This window comes from Falsiroseomonas oleicola (assembly GCF_019029495.1).
Lineage (GTDB): Bacteria > Pseudomonadota > Alphaproteobacteria > Acetobacterales > Acetobacteraceae > Falsiroseomonas > Falsiroseomonas oleicola.
In genome coordinates, this window is the sequence record NZ_JAERQM010000001.1 from 1,255,963 (window position 1) to 1,271,293 (window position 15,331).

At 71.1% G+C, this 15,331-nt stretch carries 14 protein-coding genes; 13 read left to right on the forward strand and 1 reads right to left on the reverse strand.

Translation table 11 applies throughout. The features are described 5' to 3' along the window. Positions 1 to 84: 84 nt before the first annotated feature. The 10 genes from JJQ90_RS06030 to JJQ90_RS06075 all read left to right on the forward strand — a co-directional run bounded on the left by JJQ90_RS06030 (position 85) and on the right by JJQ90_RS06075 (position 10,056). Positions 85 to 1,056, forward strand: coding sequence for a Bug family tripartite tricarboxylate transporter substrate binding protein (locus tag JJQ90_RS06030; RefSeq protein WP_216873536.1), 972 nt, complete (start codon positions 85 to 87; stop codon positions 1,054 to 1,056). A gap of 19 nt (positions 1,057 to 1,075) precedes the next feature. Continuing rightward, complete coding sequence (locus JJQ90_RS06035; RefSeq protein ID WP_216873537.1) at positions 1,076 to 2,098, forward strand: Ldh family oxidoreductase; 1,023 nt, start codon at positions 1,076 to 1,078, stop codon at positions 2,096 to 2,098. Between the two features lie 67 nt (positions 2,099 to 2,165). Further along, a complete protein-coding gene (locus tag JJQ90_RS06040; protein ID WP_216873538.1) occupies positions 2,166 to 3,278 on the forward strand; it encodes a 2OG-Fe(II) oxygenase family protein in 1,113 nt (370 codons plus the stop codon). Positions 3,279 to 3,307: 29 nt separating this feature from the next. Next, entirely contained in the window at positions 3,308 to 4,054 is a 747-nt protein-coding gene (locus JJQ90_RS06045) for a TrmH family RNA methyltransferase (protein ID WP_216873539.1), read from the forward strand. 14 nt (positions 4,055 to 4,068) lie between these two features. Next, positions 4,069 to 5,325, forward strand: a complete 1,257-nt coding sequence (locus tag JJQ90_RS06050) for a flavin monoamine oxidase family protein (protein WP_216873540.1) — start codon at positions 4,069 to 4,071, stop codon at positions 5,323 to 5,325. Between the two features lie 204 nt (positions 5,326 to 5,529). Further along, entirely contained in the window at positions 5,530 to 6,621 is a 1,092-nt protein-coding gene (locus tag JJQ90_RS06055; protein WP_230410349.1) for an ABC transporter permease, read from the forward strand. A 53-nt stretch (positions 6,622 to 6,674) separates the two neighbouring features. Beyond that, complete coding sequence (locus tag JJQ90_RS06060) at positions 6,675 to 7,409, forward strand: ABC transporter ATP-binding protein (protein ID WP_329959395.1); 735 nt, start codon at positions 6,675 to 6,677, stop codon at positions 7,407 to 7,409. Continuing rightward, complete coding sequence (locus JJQ90_RS06065) at positions 7,409 to 8,425, forward strand: MlaD family protein (RefSeq protein ID WP_216873541.1); 1,017 nt, start codon at positions 7,409 to 7,411, stop codon at positions 8,423 to 8,425. The genes JJQ90_RS06060 and JJQ90_RS06065 overlap by 1 nt, the downstream gene beginning before the upstream one ends. Then, a complete protein-coding gene (locus JJQ90_RS06070; protein WP_216873542.1) occupies positions 8,422 to 9,036 on the forward strand; it encodes an ABC-type transport auxiliary lipoprotein family protein in 615 nt (204 codons plus the stop codon). The genes JJQ90_RS06065 and JJQ90_RS06070 overlap by 4 nt, the downstream gene beginning before the upstream one ends. Before the next feature lie 549 nt (positions 9,037 to 9,585). Beyond that, on the forward strand, positions 9,586 to 10,056 hold the full coding sequence (locus tag JJQ90_RS06075) for a DUF2939 domain-containing protein (protein WP_377097950.1): 471 nt from the start codon (positions 9,586 to 9,588) through the stop codon (positions 10,054 to 10,056). 55 nt (positions 10,057 to 10,111) lie between these two features. Here the strand turns inward: JJQ90_RS06075 and JJQ90_RS06080 are convergent, their stop codons facing one another. After that, positions 10,112 to 10,429 carry a CU044_2847 family protein gene (locus tag JJQ90_RS06080; RefSeq protein ID WP_216873544.1) on the reverse strand — a complete coding sequence of 106 codons (318 nt, stop codon included), beginning with the start codon at positions 10,427 to 10,429 and terminating at the stop codon, positions 10,112 to 10,114. Positions 10,430 to 10,446: 17 nt separating this feature from the next. Here JJQ90_RS06080 and JJQ90_RS06085 point away from each other — a divergent pair, with 17 nt between their 5' ends. The 3 genes from JJQ90_RS06085 to JJQ90_RS06095 all read left to right on the forward strand — a co-directional run bounded on the left by JJQ90_RS06085 (position 10,447) and on the right by JJQ90_RS06095 (position 15,256). After that, a complete protein-coding gene (locus JJQ90_RS06085) occupies positions 10,447 to 13,503 on the forward strand; it encodes a serine protease (protein WP_216873545.1) in 3,057 nt (1,018 codons plus the stop codon). 278 nt (positions 13,504 to 13,781) lie between these two features. Next, positions 13,782 to 14,519 (forward strand): Crp/Fnr family transcriptional regulator, encoded by a 738-nt coding sequence (locus JJQ90_RS06090; RefSeq protein WP_216873546.1) that lies wholly within the window; start codon positions 13,782 to 13,784, stop codon positions 14,517 to 14,519. Positions 14,520 to 14,578: 59 nt separating this feature from the next. Beyond that, positions 14,579 to 15,256: a hypothetical protein gene (locus tag JJQ90_RS06095; protein ID WP_216873547.1), complete on the forward strand. Its 678-nt coding sequence runs from the start codon at positions 14,579 to 14,581 to the stop codon at positions 15,254 to 15,256. The last annotated feature ends 75 nt before the right edge of the window (positions 15,257 to 15,331 follow it).

Sequence of the window (15,331 nt, forward strand, 5' to 3'; positions counted from 1 at the left end):
CGGGCCGATGCCGGATTTTCCTCGCGATCCAGGGGTCGGCCCTGGCACTCTCCGACTGCGCAACAAGACGCAATGGGAGGATCCATGTTCCAACGCCGCACCGCGCTCGGCCTCGCCGCCGCTGGCCTGCTGCCGATGCCCGTCCGCGCCCAGACTTTCCCGGAACGCAACGGCCGCTACATCGTCCCCTTCCCGCCAGGCGGGCTGACCGACATCATGGCGCGGCTGGTGGCCCAGAAGCTCGGCGAGGGCTGGGGCCGGCCGGTGGTGGTCGACAACCGGGCCGGCGGCAATGCGCTGATCGGCGCCGATGCCGCCGCCAAGGCCGCGCCGGATGGGCATACGCTGCTGGCTATCACCCTGACCCATGCGGTGAACGCCACGCTGTTCCCGAATGCGCCCTACGACTTCCGGCGCGATTTCGCGGTGATCTCCGTGCTCGGCTCCCTGCCGCTCGCGGTGGTGGTGAATGCGGAGCGCAATCCGGCGCGGGACCTCGCCGGGCTGGTGGCGCAGGCGCGGGAGCGGACGCTGAATGGCGGCACCTCCGGCACCGGGTCGCCGCCGCATCTGGGGCTGGAGCTGTTCCGCCGGGTAACGCGCGCCGGGGACCGGATCGTGCATGTGCCCTATCGCGGCGGCGCGCCCTCCGTCACCGATCTCGCCGCCGGGAACCTGGACATGATGGTCTCCAACCTGCCGGAATGCCTGGCTCAGATCCGCGGCGGCCGGCTGCGCGCGCTCGCCGTGACCAGCGCGGAGCGCCACCCGCTGGTGCCGGATGTGCCAACGGTGCGGGAGGCCGGGCTGCCGGAGCTGGAGGTCACCAACTGGACCGCCGTGCTGACCAATGCGGCGGTGCCGGAGCCCATCCTGGCGCGGCTGGAACGCGACGTGCAGGCGGCGATCCACGACCCGACCACCAGCCAGCGCGCCCGCGATGGCGGCTTCCAGGTGCTCGGCTGGGACCGGGCGCGGTCCACGGAATTCGTGCGGCGGGAAACGGATCGCTGGGCCTCCCTTGTCACCGAGGCCGGGATCAAGCCCGATGCGTGAAACCACCGGATGATGCCCCATGCCCCGACTGAGCCTGGCTGACGCCCAGACCCTCGCCGCCGCCGCGCTTTCGGCGGCCGGCGCCAATGCCGAGATGGCGCGGCTGACCGCCGCCGCGCTGGTGGCGGCGGAGGCGGAGGGCCAAGGCGGGCACGGCCTGTCGCGGGTGCCGCAATATGCCGGCTTCCTCGCCGGCGGCCGGGCCGATGGCGCGGCGGTGCCCATGGTGGTGGCGCAGCGCGGCGGGGCGGCGCTGATCGATGCCGGGCATGGCCTCGCCTATCCCGCGCTGGACCTGGCGGTGGCGGAAGCCGCAAGGCGGGCGCGGGCGCAGGGCGTCGCCTTCATCGGCGTCACCAACAGCAACCATGCCGGCGCCATGGGGCTGACGGTGGCGGCGCTGGCACGGCAGGGCCTGGTGGCGCTGGCCTTCACCAATTCCCCGGCCGCCATGCCGGTGCCGGGCGGCAGGCGGCCGCTGATGGGCACCAACCCCGTCGCCGCCGCCTTCCCGCGCCAAGGGGGCCACCAGGGTGCCGACCCGCTGGTGATCGACATGGCGCTGTCGGAGGTGGCGCGCGGCAAGATCATGCTGGCGGCCAAGGCGGGGAAGAAAATCCCTCTCGGCTGGGCGCTGGACGCCGATGGCAACCCGACCACCGACCCGCAGGCGGCGCTGGATGGGGCCATGCTGGCCATGGGCGGCACCAAGGGTGCGCTGCTGGCCCTGGTGGTGGAACTGCTGTGCTGCGCTTTGACCGGCGCCGCCTTCGGCTTCGAGGCCGACAGCTTCTTCGCCGAGGAAGGCAACCGCCCCCGCCTCGGCCATGCCCTGCTGGCCATCGACCCCGGCGCGCTGGGCGGGGCGGAGGGTTTTGCGGAACGGCTGGAATTCCTGCTCGCCGCCATGCAGGGCGACCCCGGCGTGCGCCTGCCCGGCAGCCGCCGCGCCAGCCTCGCCGCCCGCGCGGCGGCCGAGGGGGTGGAGGTGCCGGCGCCGCTGCTGGCCCAGCTTCAGGACCTGGCGTCCAAGGCCGGGTAGCGCCGGCCGCGCCCGTCATGCCAAAAGCATTCCTGAACTAACTGCAATGATTACGACGGAGCCTGCGATGCCGAGCCCGGCCCTCTCCCTCGGGGAGCCCATTCCGCCCTTCCACGCCCGCTCCGCCGTGAACCCCCGCTTCGCCTTCGACACCACGGCCGGGCGCTGGCTGATGGTGCTGATCCCGGGCAGCTTTGAAACGCCGGGGCTGGCGGGGCGTCTTGCCGCCATGGTCGCCCCCCATGCCCATCTGCTGGACCAGACGCATGCCTACCTGTTCATCCTGGGCACCGATCCGGCGGATGAGGCGGCCGGCCGCATGACGGATGGCCCGGGCCGCCGGGTGCTGTGGGACGATGACGGCAGCGCCCGCCGCGCCTTCCGCGCCGTCGCGCCGGATGGCACGCTATCGCCCGGCTGGGTGCTGCTGGACCCGATGCTGCGCGTCTTCGGCGTCTGGTCGCTGGAGCAGGGTGAGGAGGCGATGGCCACGCTCGCGGCCGTGCCGCCGCCCGGCGACCATGCCGGGGTGCCGCTGGTGGCCCCGGTGCTGGTGCTGCCGCGCGTCTTCGAACCCGGTTTCTGCCAGCGCCTGATCGCGGAATATGAGGCGATCGGCGGTGGCGAGAGCGGCTTCATGCGGGACGTGGACGGCCGCACCATCGGTGTGATGGATTCCAGCCATAAGCGCCGCAAGGACGCCTTCCTGCAGGATGAGGCGCTGAAGGCGCAGATCCGCGCCCGGCTGAACGCCCGGCTGATCCCGGAAATCCGCCGCGCCTTCCAGTATGAGGTCACCCGCCTCGAACGCTATGTCGTTGCCTGCTACGACGCGGCCGAGAAGGGCTTCTTCCGGGCGCATCGGGACAACACCACCAAGGCCACCGCGCATCGCCGCTTCGCCGTCACCATCAATTTGAACGATGGCCGTCCCGGTGGGGATTTCGAGGGCGGAGACCTGAATTTCCCCGAATTCGGTCCCCGCACCTATCTGGCACCTCGCGGCGGGGCTGTGGTGTTTTCCTGCTCCTTGCTGCATGAGGCCCGCCCGGTGACGCGCGGACGGCGATACGCCTTCCTGCCGTTCCTGTATGATGATGCCGCCGCGGCGGTGCGCGAGGAGGGTGCGAGATTTCTGGGTCAGACGATGCCACAGGCGGCGGTTACGACGGACGCCTGAACAAGGGGCCGGAGGATCGCCGCGGCCAGATGCCGGAACGCGGCTGGCGGGATTCGGACCTCGACCGGCTCTGCGGCCCGGCGGCGGCCATCGCGGCCTTCGCGACGCGTCCGGACGATGTGCTGCGCCTGTTCTACACCGCCAGCCGGCGGCGGGAGGTCGGGCCGATCTGCGCCGTCATGGCCCGCGGCCGCCGCCCCTACCGCGAAGTGACGCCGGAGGAGCTGGTGCGCATCGCCCGCACCGAACACCATGGCGGCGTGGTGGCCATCGCCGTGCCGCGCCCGGTGGCGGAGCTTGGCGGAGGTCCCTTCCCCCAGGCCTTGCTGGGCGCGAAGGTGCTGCCGCTGCTGGATGGCATCGGCAATCCGCACAATCTCGGCGCCATCGCCCGTTCCGCCGCCTTCTTCGGCTGCACCGGCATGCTGCTGTCGGATGATCCGCGCCAGGCCGGGCTTTCGGATGCCGCCTATCGCATCGCGGAAGGCGGGCTGGAGCATCTTTCCGTCCTGCGCCTGCCCAATCCCTCCGTCTCCCTGCGCGCCCTCGCCCCCCGCTTCACCACCGTGGCGGCGGTTGCCGCCGGCGGCATGGCGCCGCAGGACCTGCCGCGCAACAAGCCCTTCGTGCTGGCGCTGGGGAATGAGGAGCTGGGCCTGCCCGGCCTGACCGCCGCCGCCTGCACCCATCGGGTCACCCTGCCCGGCAGCGGCAAGGTGGAAAGCCTGAACGTCTCGGTCGCCGCCGCCGTGCTGCTCCACGCCCTGGCGGGGTAGCGGCGGTTCAGGTGATGCGCCTTCCCTCGGAGCCCGACGTGCTGGTGATCGGTGCCGGCGCCGCCGGCATCGCCGCCGCGCGGGCCGTGCTGGCGGCCGGGCGCAGCGTGCTGGTGCTGGAAGCGCGGGACCGGCCCGGCGGCCGCGTGCTCACCGACCATCGGCTTGGCCTGCCCTTCGACCATGGCGCCGCCTGGCTGCATAATGCGGAGGACAATCCGCTGGTGGCCCTGGCCGGGTCGCTCGGCATGGCGCTGGCCGATTCCGACGCGCTGCGCCGGGAATTCAGCTTCGTCGGCGACCGTCCCGCCACCCCGGCGGAGCAGGCGGATTACGGCGAGGCCTGGGACCGCGCCACGGCGGCGCTCGCCGCCCGCGCCGCCCAGCCCGGCGATTGCAGCCTGGCGGAGGCCCTGCCCCAGGGCGGCGCCTGGGATGCCACAGTCAGCGCCTGGCAGGCCGATATCATCTCCGCCGCCCCGCCCGGGCGCATCAGCCTGGCGGATTTCACCGCCAATGCGCTGGATGGCGGCAACCGGATGGTGGAGGACGGCCTCGGCACGCTGCTGGCGCGGCTGGCGGAGGGGCTGCCGATCCGGCTCTCGGCGCCGGTCACCCGCCTGGACTGGGGTGGGCGGCAGGCGGTGGCGGAGGGCGTGTTCGGCACCATCCGCGCCGGCGCCGTGATCGCCACCCTGCCCACCAGCCTGATCGCGGCGGAGACCATCCGCTTCGACCCGCCGCTGCCGGCGGAGGTCCTTCAGGCGGCGGCCGACCTGCCGCTGGGCAGCGTCGCCAAGGTGGGCTTCCGGGGCGCCACGGCGCTCGGCCTGCCGCCCTTCAGCTCGATCGACCGGCAGGTGGCGCCCGGGGAGCCGCTGGTCGCCATCTCCGCCCGCCCCTTCGGCCGCGACCTGCTGGCCTGCCATGTCGGCGGCGACATCGCGGCAGCGCTGGAGGCGGAGGGCGATGCGGCGCTGGAGGCCTTCATGCGGGCGGAGGTGGCCCTGCGCTTCGGCGCCCGGGCCGCCGCCGCGTTACATTTCGATCCGATCGTCACCGCCTGGCAACGCGACCCCTGGGCGCGCGGCGTGTATAGCTATGCCCGGGTGGGCCGGGCCGGCGCACGGCAGATTCTGGCCGCACCCATGGCGGGCGGGCGGCTCTGCCTGGCCGGGGAGGCCTGCCATACGCGCCTCGCCGGCACCGTTGCCGGGGCCTGGTATGCCGGCGAAGCCGCGGCAGCCGCCGCCCTGGCCGCCCTCGGCTGAGGCAAGATGCAACCGACTTGGCGGCAACGGCGTTAGAGCCTGGTGCGTGAAATTCGTTCACGCTCCACGCTCTAACCTTTTGTTTGATCGCATGATTCAGACCTTCGGTGCCTTCGCACCTTCGGTCATCATGCTCTAAGCCCCGATGCGGCAGATTGGCCGGGTCTGGGTGTGCGGAATGGAGACAGGGTTCTGGCCGAAAGCTTGACACTGCGGGAGGCTGACGGCGCGCGCATCCTGGCGCTGTCCGGCCGCGTCGACACGATGGCGGCGGCAGCGCTCTGGACGAAGCTGATGGCGGAGGCGCGCAAGCCCGGCCCGCCCTTGGTGCTCGACCTGGCGGAGGTGGAGGCGGTGGACACCACCGGCGCCACCCTGCTGCTGACCGCCCAGGGCGCCACCGAGGGCGCCCGCATCGAGGGCGCCAGCCCCGGCGTGGTGGCCGTGCTGGACCGGGTGCGGGACGCGCTGGCCGCCCCCCGCCCCAAGACCGTGCCCTACCGCTTCTCCCCCCTGTCCGGCGTCGGCCGGCGGGTGGTGAATGCGCTGCGCAATGCGGTGGACTGGCTCGCCTTCCTGGGGGAGGTGCTGGTGGTCGCGCTGGGCACGCTGATCCGCCCCTGGCGGCTGCGCGGGCGTGAATTGCTGCGCCACCTGGACGAGGCCGGCACCCGCGCCTTCGGGCTGGCGACGCTGCTGGGCGCGCTGCTCGGCGTGATCCTGGCCTTCCAGTCGGCGATCCCGCTGCGCCAGTTCGGCGCGGAGATCTTCGTGCCCAGCCTGGTCGGAATCTCCCTGCTGCGGGAGCTGGGGCCGCTGATGGCCGGCGTGGTACTGGCCGGGCGGACCGGCTCCGCCTATGCCGCCGAGCTCGGCACGATGAGCGTGAATGAGGAAGTGGCGGCCTTGCGCATCATGGGCATCGATCCGATGGCGCTGCTGGTGCTGCCCCGGGTGCTGGCGGGGATGCTGGTGATGCCGGTGCTGTCGCTGGTGCTGACGCTGGCCGGGCTGGCGGGCATGGCGCTCATCATGCGCATCCTGGGTTTCCAGATGACCACGGTGGCGCAGCAGCTCATCAACTTCGTCAGCCTGAAGGACCTGCTGGGCGGGCTGTTCAAGGCGGCGGTCTTCGGCCTGGCGATCGCCATCATCGGCTGCCGCGCGGGGCTGGGCGCCGGGCGTGGGCCGCGCGCGGTCGGCGATGCGGCGACGGCCGCGGTGGTGGGCGGCATCGTCGCCATCGTGCTGCTGGACGGCGCCTTCGCCGTGCTGTTCGAAAGGCTGGGCCTGTGAGCGAAACCCAGCGCCTGCCGGAAAAGACCAAGCCGGTCTTCGGCCCCCCGGTCATCACCGCCACCGACCTGACCGCGCGCTTCGGCACCAACACCCTGTTCCGCCATGTCAGCTTCGAGGTGAAGCGCGGCGAGGTCTTCGTCATCCTCGGCGGCTCCGGCTGCGGCAAGTCCACCCTGCTGAAGCTGATGATCGGCCTGGTGCCGCCGGCCGAGGGCAAGGTGGATATCCTGGACACCGACATCTGGGCGACGGAGGGCGCGGCGCGGCTCGACCTGCTGAAGCGCATCGGGGTGATGTGGCAGCAAGGCGCCATGTTCGGGTCGCAGACCCTGCTGGAGAATGTCGAGATGCCACTGGCCGAGCACACCACCCTGCCGGCCGAGGCGCGGCGGGAGGTGGCGCGGGCCAAGCTCGGCCTGGTCGGGCTGTCGGCGGCCGCCGACCAGCTTCCCTCCGAGATCTCGGGCGGCATGCTGAAGCGCGCCGGCATCGCCCGGGCGCTGGCGCTCGATCCGCCCATCCTGTTCCTGGACGAACCCTCCGCCGGGCTCGATCCGATCACCTCGGCGGGGCTGGATGCGCTGATCCGCGACCTGTCGCGTTCATTGGGGACAACCTTTGTGGTGGTGACGCATGAACTGGCCTCCATCCTGGCCATCGGCGACCGCTGCATCATGCTGGACAAGGAGGCCAAGGGGATGATCGCCGAAGGCGACCCGCGCGAGCTGCGCGACCACGGCACCCACCCGACCGTCCGGGCCTTCTTCCTACGGGAGGCCTTGTGATGGCCAGTTCCAAGACACTCTATGCCCGGGTCGGCGCGCTGGTCATCGTCGGCGTCGTGCTGGCGATCGGCTTCGTGCTGTTCCTGGCCGGCGGGCGCGGGTTGCAGGCGACCCAGGTGTTCGAAAGCTATTTCGACGAGTCGGTGCAGGGCCTCGATGTCGGCGCGCCGGTGCGCTATCGCGGCGTGGCGATCGGGCGGGTGACGCAGATCGGGCTGGTGGCGGCGGAGTATCCGCGGGCGGAGGGCATTTCCTATTCCGCCGGGTTCCAGCGGGTGTTCCTGCGCTTCGCGCTCGACCTGAGCCAGGTGGGGGAGACGCCCGACCTGGCCGAGGCGGTGCGGCGCGGGTTGCGGGCGCGGATCACCGCCCAGGGCATCACCGGGGTGAACTACCTGGAGCTGGACTTCGTCCAGGCCCAGCGCTTCCCCGTCATCGCCCCGCCCTGGCAGCCGCGCTATGCGGTCATTCCAGGCATCCCCTCCACCGTCGCCCAGGTGACCAATGCGGCGGAGGCGCTGATGCAGCGCCTGGCCGACATCCCGGTGGACCAGATCACCCAGGACGTGGCCGGCCTGCTCTCCAACCTGAACCGGCAGACCGGCGAGGGCGACCTCGCGCAGATCCTGCGTGAGGCCGCGACCACCATGGCGCTGCTGCGCGCGGCCGTGCAGGACGGCGACCTGGCCGGCGCCGTGGGCGAGTTCCGTGCCGCCGCCACCGATGCACGCGCGGTGCTGGGCGGCCCCGAACTGCGCGGCGCCATGGCGAACGCCGCCGGCGCCGCGGCGGAGCTGCGCCGGGTGGCGCAACGCCTGCCCGGCGCGGTGGAGGGGATGGAACGGACCATGCGCGCGGCGCGGGAGACGACGGTGGATGTGCAGGCGGAACTGCTGCCCATCCTGATCGACCTGCGCGCCACCACCGCCAACCTGCGGGCCACCGCCGAACAGCTGCGATCCTCCCCCTCGCAATTGTTGTTCGGCGCGCCCCCGACGCCGGATCGCCGCCGATGAACCGCCGCGCCCTTTTGGCCGCCCTGCCCTTGCTGGCGGCCGGCTGCTCCATCCTGCCGGACCGGCCCAATGTGCCGGTCCGGCGCTATCCGCTGAACCCCCAGCGGCCGAATGCCCGCGGCGCGGCACCGCGCGCGCCGGTGCTGCTGGTGCGGCGGGTGCGGGCGGTGCCCGGCCTGCAGGATCTCGGGCTGCGCCGGCTGCGGCCGGATGGGTCCTATGAGATCCTGACCTATGAGCAATGGCTCGCCCCGCCCTCCGACCTGGCCGATTCGGCGCTGCGCGCCTGGCTCCAGGCCTCCGGCCTGTTCACCGCCGTCATCCCGCAGGGCAGCCGCGCCGATGCGGACCTGGTGCTGGAGATGCAGTTGACGATGCTGGAGGCGGTGCCCAGTGCCGGCCAGGCCCGCGCCGGCCTGTCGGGTCTGCTGCTGCGGGAGGAACGGCTTTCCTCCCGCGTCATCGAGACGCTGGAGGTTGGCGCGGTGGCGCCGCTGGCGCCGGATGCGGAGGCACCGGCCATGGCGCAGGCCGTGACGATGGCGCTTGGCCTGGCGATGGGGCGGCTGGAACAGGCGCTGGCGCCGCTGGTGGGGGCCGGCTTCCGCTGAGGCGGGGCCCGCCAGGTCCGGATTCACGATCTGTTGATACGCGTCGCCCGGACGGGTCGGCCCAGGCGTTCTTTTGGGTGGGAGCGCGGGAAATCGCGCACAGTCTCAGAAAAACGACGAAACCCTATCTCCCATTAATCTTTTTCCCATAACTCGGGCGCCATTCTCCGACCGCGGAGACGGAACCACAGGCACCTCTCTCGCGGAGCAACGGTCACGGTTGGCGAAGCCGCCACCCATACCCCCCGCTAGAGGACGCATTGCGGGTTGCGACGCAACTTAAGGTTGTCTTTGCTGCTGGAAGAGCCGGCAACACAACTATTCCGAGTGAGGCGTGACGTGAGCGCACGGCAAAGCAGCGCGATGGCGGATTGGGACGAGGTTTGGGCGGAATATGACCGCCGCAACCCGCCCGCACTGCCCGCGACCCCATCGCCCACCCCCCTGCCACCCCGGCCGAGCTTCGACGCCGCCCCGAATCCGACCGCCCGCCCCAGCCTGCGGGGCCGCAGCGCCCGCACCATCCTGGCGTTGCTGCCGGTCCTCATCGTGGCCTGGTTCAGCGCGCCCTATGTCACGGCCTGGCAGTTGGTCCATGCCATCGATGGCCGGGATCACGCGGAAATGGCGCGCCATGTGGACGCCCCCGCGCTTCAGGCCACCATGCGCCAGGCGCTGGAGGCCTCGCAGGGCGAGGGTCATGGCCCGGATGCGCGCGCCTTCCTGCGCGCCATGACCGCCGAAATGACCGAGGCCTGGGCCGCCCCCACCGCCCTGGCCGAGGTGGCACGCGCCCGCGGCATACGCCCCGGGGCGGCGGGGGAGGCTCTGCGCAGCACCCTGCCCACCGGCCTGACCCGTTTCGAGATGCCACTCGGCGGCGGCGTCGCGCCCATGGCGCTGCGCATCGAACTGACCGGTGAGGGCCTGGCGCCGCGCTGGCAGGTGACCGGTGTGCGGCTGGAGGATCGCCCCCGCGTGCCACCCGCCCCACCAGTGCGCTTCACCGGGCTGCGGTAGAACAGGCGCAGGCTCAGCGGCGTAGCGCGGGTGGGGCTCGTGGCGGAGATCGGCGCTATTTCGCGCCCCATGTCACCTTCACGGTGAACTCCGCCTCGCCCTCGCCAGAGACGACCCAGAGATCGCATTCGCCCGTGATCTTGGCGCGGAACTCCATTTCGATCGTGTCGGGCCGCTTCGGCAGGCGGCTGACGGCCGAATCCAGCATTCCAAACAGGTCCGCCAGGGTCGACAGGCCCTTCTCGAATACCTCCGCGCTGGCCGCGGCGACACGGCCGCCGACACTGACTTCCCCCATGCCGGTCGTTGTTCCGCCGCCACCAATGAACAAGCGCCGTCCGTCCGGCAGTTCCACTTGCATGCGTGCCGACATTCGACTCTCCTACCGTAATGACCGAGGCAGCCCTCATCCTAATCCATGCCACCGGCGCGCGCAGCGGCTTCGTGGGCTGCGGCGTGCTGATCGAGGGCAGCCATATCGTGACCTGCCGTCATGTCTGGGCCGATGCGACGGCGGAGGGCTGTGAAGCGGTCGCCGAGTTCGCCCATCGGCGGGATGGCGACCAGCGCGTTCGGACACGGCTGGAACTGGCTGACCCCTGCATGGCGACATCCGGACCACCCATCGATCTCGTACTTCTGCGGGCGGAATCGATCCCGAGTGGCGTCCCAGCGCTGCAACTAGCGATGCATGACCGATTCGAGACTGGCGACGCGGAAGCGCAGGCGATGGTCGCACGCCCGCGCGACGATGGCGGCGATCCGTGGCTGGAAGTGACCGTGGATGGCACGCTGCGCAAGCGGATCGGCGCGGACGGGCGAAGACAATTCTCGGGTATGCGGGAGCAGGGCTACTGGTTCGTCCGCGGTTCAAGCGGATCGCCGATCTTCAAGCGCGGTGGGCAGCAACTGGCGGCGATCCTGAGCCTGTCCGAACTCGGGGTGAACGATCGCAAGAGCACTTTGCAGGAGGCCTTCGCGATCCCGGCCACGGCGATCCGGCGGCACGTTGAACGCATCGCCGCCGCGCCGGCGGCGCGGGAGGTCGGCATTAGTCGGGCGGAACTCGCCGAGGCGCTGGAGCAGCCCTGGGTCGCGGATACGCCGGTGGCCGAACTGCCCGCACGGCTGAAGGCGTTGTTTGTAGCGGCGCGCGCGCGCGCGGCGGACCCTCTGCCGCCTACCAATGACGGCGGCGACATTGCCGCCACGCTCAGCACCGCGCGCGCCAAGCTGGGCCGGCTCGACACGGCGGGCTCGCTGGCCACGCTGTCAGACAAGCTCGCCGAGGAGGAAGCCGCCCGCCGCCAGCGGATCCTGCCGCTACTGGCCGAGAAGGCGGCGATCCAGCGGCTGACCTATGACTACGACGCCGCCAAGACGACGCTGTGGCAACTGCTGGACCTCGCGCCGGACGAGGTGTGGCACTGGATCGACCTGGGCGATCTGCAGGTGACGACCGGCGACCTGACGGCGGCGCTGACCACCTTCCGTGCCGCGCTGGCCGCTGCGCGGCGGGTGGAAGCCGGCGGACGCGATGAAGCGGCCGCGCTGAACAGGATCGGCGATGTGCAGGTGGCGCAGGGCGACCTCTCCGCCGCGCTCGCCAGCTTCCAGGCGGACCTTGCCATCGTCGAACGCCTCGCGGGCGCCGAGCCGGCCCATGCCGCGTTGCAGCGCGACCTCTCAGTCTCCCTCATCAAGACCGGCGATATGCAGGTGGCGCAGGGCGACCTTACCGCCGCGCTCGCCAGCTTCCAGGACAGCCGCGCCATCACCCAGCACCTCGCGCAAGCCGACCCGTCTCATGTCGAATGGCAGCGCGACCTCTCCGTCTCCCTGGACAGGATTGGCGATGTACAGGTGGCGCAGGGCGACCTCACCGCCGCGCTCGCCAGCTTCCAGGGCAGCAGCACAATACGTGGGCGCCTCGCACGCGCCGACCCGACCCGTGCCGGATGGCAGCGCGACCTCTCCATCTCACTGAACAAGATCGGCGATGTGCAGGTGGCGCAGGGAGACCTCACCGCCGCGCTCGCTAGCTTCCAGGACAGCCGCACCATACGCGAGCGACTCGTGCGGGCCGACCCGGTAAATGCCGAATGGCAGCGCGACCTCTCCGTTTCACTAAACAAGATCGGCGATGTGCAGGTGGCGCAGGGCGATCTCACCGCCGCGCTCGCCAGCTTCCAGGACAGCCGCGCCATCTTCGAGCGTATCGCCCGCGCCGACCCGGCCCATGCCGGATGGCAGCGCGACCTCTCCGTCTCCCTGGACAGAATCGGCGATGTCCAGGTAGCGCAGGGCAACCTCACCGCCGCACTCGCCAGCTTCCAGAACAGCCACGCCATCGCCGAGCGCCTCGCGCGCGCTGACCCGGCGAATGTCGAATGGCAGCGCGACCTCTCCGTCTCACTGAACAAGATCGGCGATGTGCAGGTGGCGCAGGGCGACCTCACCGCCGCGCTCGCCAGCTTCCAGGACAGCCGCGCCATCGGCGAGCACCTGATGCGCGCAGACCCGGCGAATGCCGAATGGCAGCGCGATCTCTCAGTCTCATTGAACAAGATCGGCGATGTGCAGGTGGCGCAAGGCGACCTCACCGCCGCGCTCGCCAGCTTCCAGGACAGCCGCGCTATACGCGAGCGACTCGCGCGGGCCGAACCGGCCCATGCCGGATGGCAGCGCGACCTCTCCTTGTCGCTGGAAAGGATCGGCGAGGTGCAGGTGGCGCAGGGCGACCTCACCGCCGCGCTCGCCCGCTTCCAGGACAGCCGCGCCATCCGCGAGCGCCTCGCGCGCGCAGACCCGGCGAATGCCGGATGGCAGCGCGACCTCTCCGTCTCCCTGGACAGGATCGGCGAGGTGCGGGTGGCGCAGGGCGACCTCACCGCCGCGCTCGCCAGCTTTCAGGACGGCCTCTCCATAAGCGACCGCCTCGCGCGCGCAGACCCGGCGAATGCCGGATGGCAGCACGACCTCTCCTTGTCGCTGGACAGGATAGGCGAGGTGCAGATGGCGCAGGGCGACCTCACCGCCGCGCTCGCCCGCTTCCAGGACAGCCGCGCCATGCGCGAGCGCCTCGCGCGCGCCGACCCAGCGAATGCCGAATGGCAGCGCGACCTCTCCGTCTCACTGGAAAAGATCGGCGATGTGCAGGTGCGTGAGGGGCGCCGGGCAGAAGCGGCCGAGAGCTTCGCGCAGGCGCTGGACATCTACCAAGCTGCGCTACGGCGGAACCCCGGCGACATCCAGGCACGTCTGGCCTCCGTCGTGCCGCTCTTGCGTCTTGGGGAATTGCGCGGTGCCGAGGGGCGGGCAGAGTTGGAAGCGGCGCTGGCCATATTACGGCCGCTGGCGGAGGCGGATCGGTTGGATCACCGGCGGCGACAGTGGATCCCCAAGATTGAGGCGGCGCTGGCTCGGCTTGGGCCGCCCGGCCCGTGACGTCGCCCCGAGGCCCCGCGCGCGCCCATTCCGGGAAAGCCGACCGCGCCTCCGCGCGCTTTTCGGCGCCGTCCCCGGTCAAGGACGGTCTTGTCCGCCGATCCTGGCCGAAGCCGGAGCCGGATACGGTCTTTCCTCCCCTGTTCCGCGCAGGCTAGACCAGCGCCGCGGACAATCCACACCTGCGATGCCGCTTTGTATATTCCCATCGCGGGTAGGTGCGCCTAGGGTTGCAACTCTAGGACGGCTGCCGCGCGCCACCAGGACCGCACCATTTCATGAGCCGCAACGCGAACCTCACACCGCTGCCCGGAAGCTGCGCCGCCTGCACGGTGCGGCCCTTCGCGCTGTTCCGGGTGATCCCGCAGGCCAGGGTGGGCGAGATTGCGCGAATCCGCTCCGGCGTGCGGCTGGTGCGGGCGGGGGACGCCATCATGGACGGCGTCTTCACCATGTATGCCGGCTGGGCCTTCACCTGGACCGCGACGAATGACGGCCGTCGCCAGGTGCTGGATTTCCACCTGCCCGGCGACCTGGTGGAACGCACCGAGGATGCCGCGGAGGTGGAGGCGCTGACCGATGCCTCCTTCTGCATCCTGTCCAAGGAACGGCTCTGCGCCTTCATGGGCCATGATCCCGGCCTGGCCCTGTCCTATGTCGAGGGGCTGACCCGGGACCGGGCGCGGATGCGGGAAAGGCTCACCAGCCTGGGCCGGCGCGACGCGGCCGGGCGGGTGGCGCATCTGCTGCTGGAACTGCATGGCCGGCTGCTGCGGCGCGGCGGTGGTGACCCGCGCGGCGCGGCGGTGCCGTTGAAGCAGGCGCATCTGGCCGATGCGCTGGGGCTTTCGGTGGAACATGCCAACCGGGCGCTGGCGGCGCTGCGCAAGGATGGCGTGGCGACGCTGCACAAGGGCCGGCTGGAAATCCTGAACCGCAAGGCGCTGGAGGAACTGGCCGGCTGGGGCGGCGGCACCCAGGGCGGCATGCTGGCGCCGACGACGCTGGCGGGCTGATTTCCCTCCGGCCGCGCCTGCGCTAGCCTTGGCCAGGATCCTGGGACGGACTTGAAGCAATGCGCCACCTCGCCCTGCGTCACCTGCCGATCAGGCTGGCCCAGTTGCTCTGCTGCCTGCTGCTGCTGGCATGCGGCGCGCCGCAATCGATGCTGGCCCAGGCCCAGGCCCAGGTCGATCCCTCATTCCAACTGGTGAATCGCAGCGGCCAGACGATCCGGGAGATCTATGTCTCGCCCTCCGAGGATCGCTACTGGGGGCATGACTGGCTGGAGAGCAATGTCCTGCCCTCAGGCGGCCGCTTCCCGATTCGCATCGGTCCCGACGCCGGCTGCCTGCAGGATGTGCGGGTGGTCTATGCGGATGGACGGCCGGAGGAACGGCGGCGGCAGGATACCTGCGCCCTGGCCGAGATGGTCTTCGGTGGCGGCGCCCCTGCCCGGCCCGGACCCGGACAGCCCCCATTGGCACCCCCCTCCGCCAGCGGCAATCCCTCCTTCAACCTGGTCAACCATGGCGGACAGGTGATGCGGGAGGTCTATGTCTCCTCGGTGCAGGAGAACAATTGGGGCGCCGACCGGCTGGGCGCGGAGGTTCTGCCCCCGGGGCGGCACCTGGCGATCCGGCTGCCGCTGAACGACTGCCTCAACGATGTGCGCATCGTCTGGATGGACGGCCGCAACGAGGAACGCCGCCGCGTCGACACCTGCGCCCTGGTCAATCTGGTCTTTCGATAGGACGATAGGCCCCCCGGCCCGCCCCATGCCACGCTACTGTCGAATGTCCAGATCGTGAACCGCCGCAGGAGCAAG

Excerpts from the sequence above, each read along its gene's own strand:
- JJQ90_RS06095 (WP_216873547.1), top strand. The coding sequence starts at position 14,579 with ATGCGCCACCTCGCCCTGCGTCACCTGCCGATCAGGCTGGCCCAGTTG.
- JJQ90_RS06035 (WP_216873537.1), top strand. The coding sequence starts at position 1,076 with ATGCCCCGACTGAGCCTGGCTGACGCCCAGACCCTCGCCGCCGCCGCG.
- JJQ90_RS06080 (WP_216873544.1), bottom strand. The coding sequence starts at position 10,429 with ATGTCGGCACGCATGCAAGTGGAACTGCCGGACGGACGGCGCTTGTTC.
- JJQ90_RS06085 (WP_216873545.1), top strand. The coding sequence starts at position 10,447 with ATGACCGAGGCAGCCCTCATCCTAATCCATGCCACCGGCGCGCGCAGC.
- JJQ90_RS06030 (WP_216873536.1), top strand. The coding sequence starts at position 85 with ATGTTCCAACGCCGCACCGCGCTCGGCCTCGCCGCCGCTGGCCTGCTG.
- JJQ90_RS06090 (WP_216873546.1), top strand. The coding sequence starts at position 13,782 with ATGAGCCGCAACGCGAACCTCACACCGCTGCCCGGAAGCTGCGCCGCC.
- JJQ90_RS06070 (WP_216873542.1), top strand. The coding sequence starts at position 8,422 with ATGAACCGCCGCGCCCTTTTGGCCGCCCTGCCCTTGCTGGCGGCCGGC.
- JJQ90_RS06065 (WP_216873541.1), top strand. The coding sequence starts at position 7,409 with ATGGCCAGTTCCAAGACACTCTATGCCCGGGTCGGCGCGCTGGTCATC.
- JJQ90_RS06040 (WP_216873538.1), top strand. The coding sequence starts at position 2,166 with ATGCCGAGCCCGGCCCTCTCCCTCGGGGAGCCCATTCCGCCCTTCCAC.
- JJQ90_RS06050 (WP_216873540.1), top strand. The coding sequence starts at position 4,069 with ATGCGCCTTCCCTCGGAGCCCGACGTGCTGGTGATCGGTGCCGGCGCC.
- JJQ90_RS06045 (WP_216873539.1), top strand. The coding sequence starts at position 3,308 with ATGCCGGAACGCGGCTGGCGGGATTCGGACCTCGACCGGCTCTGCGGC.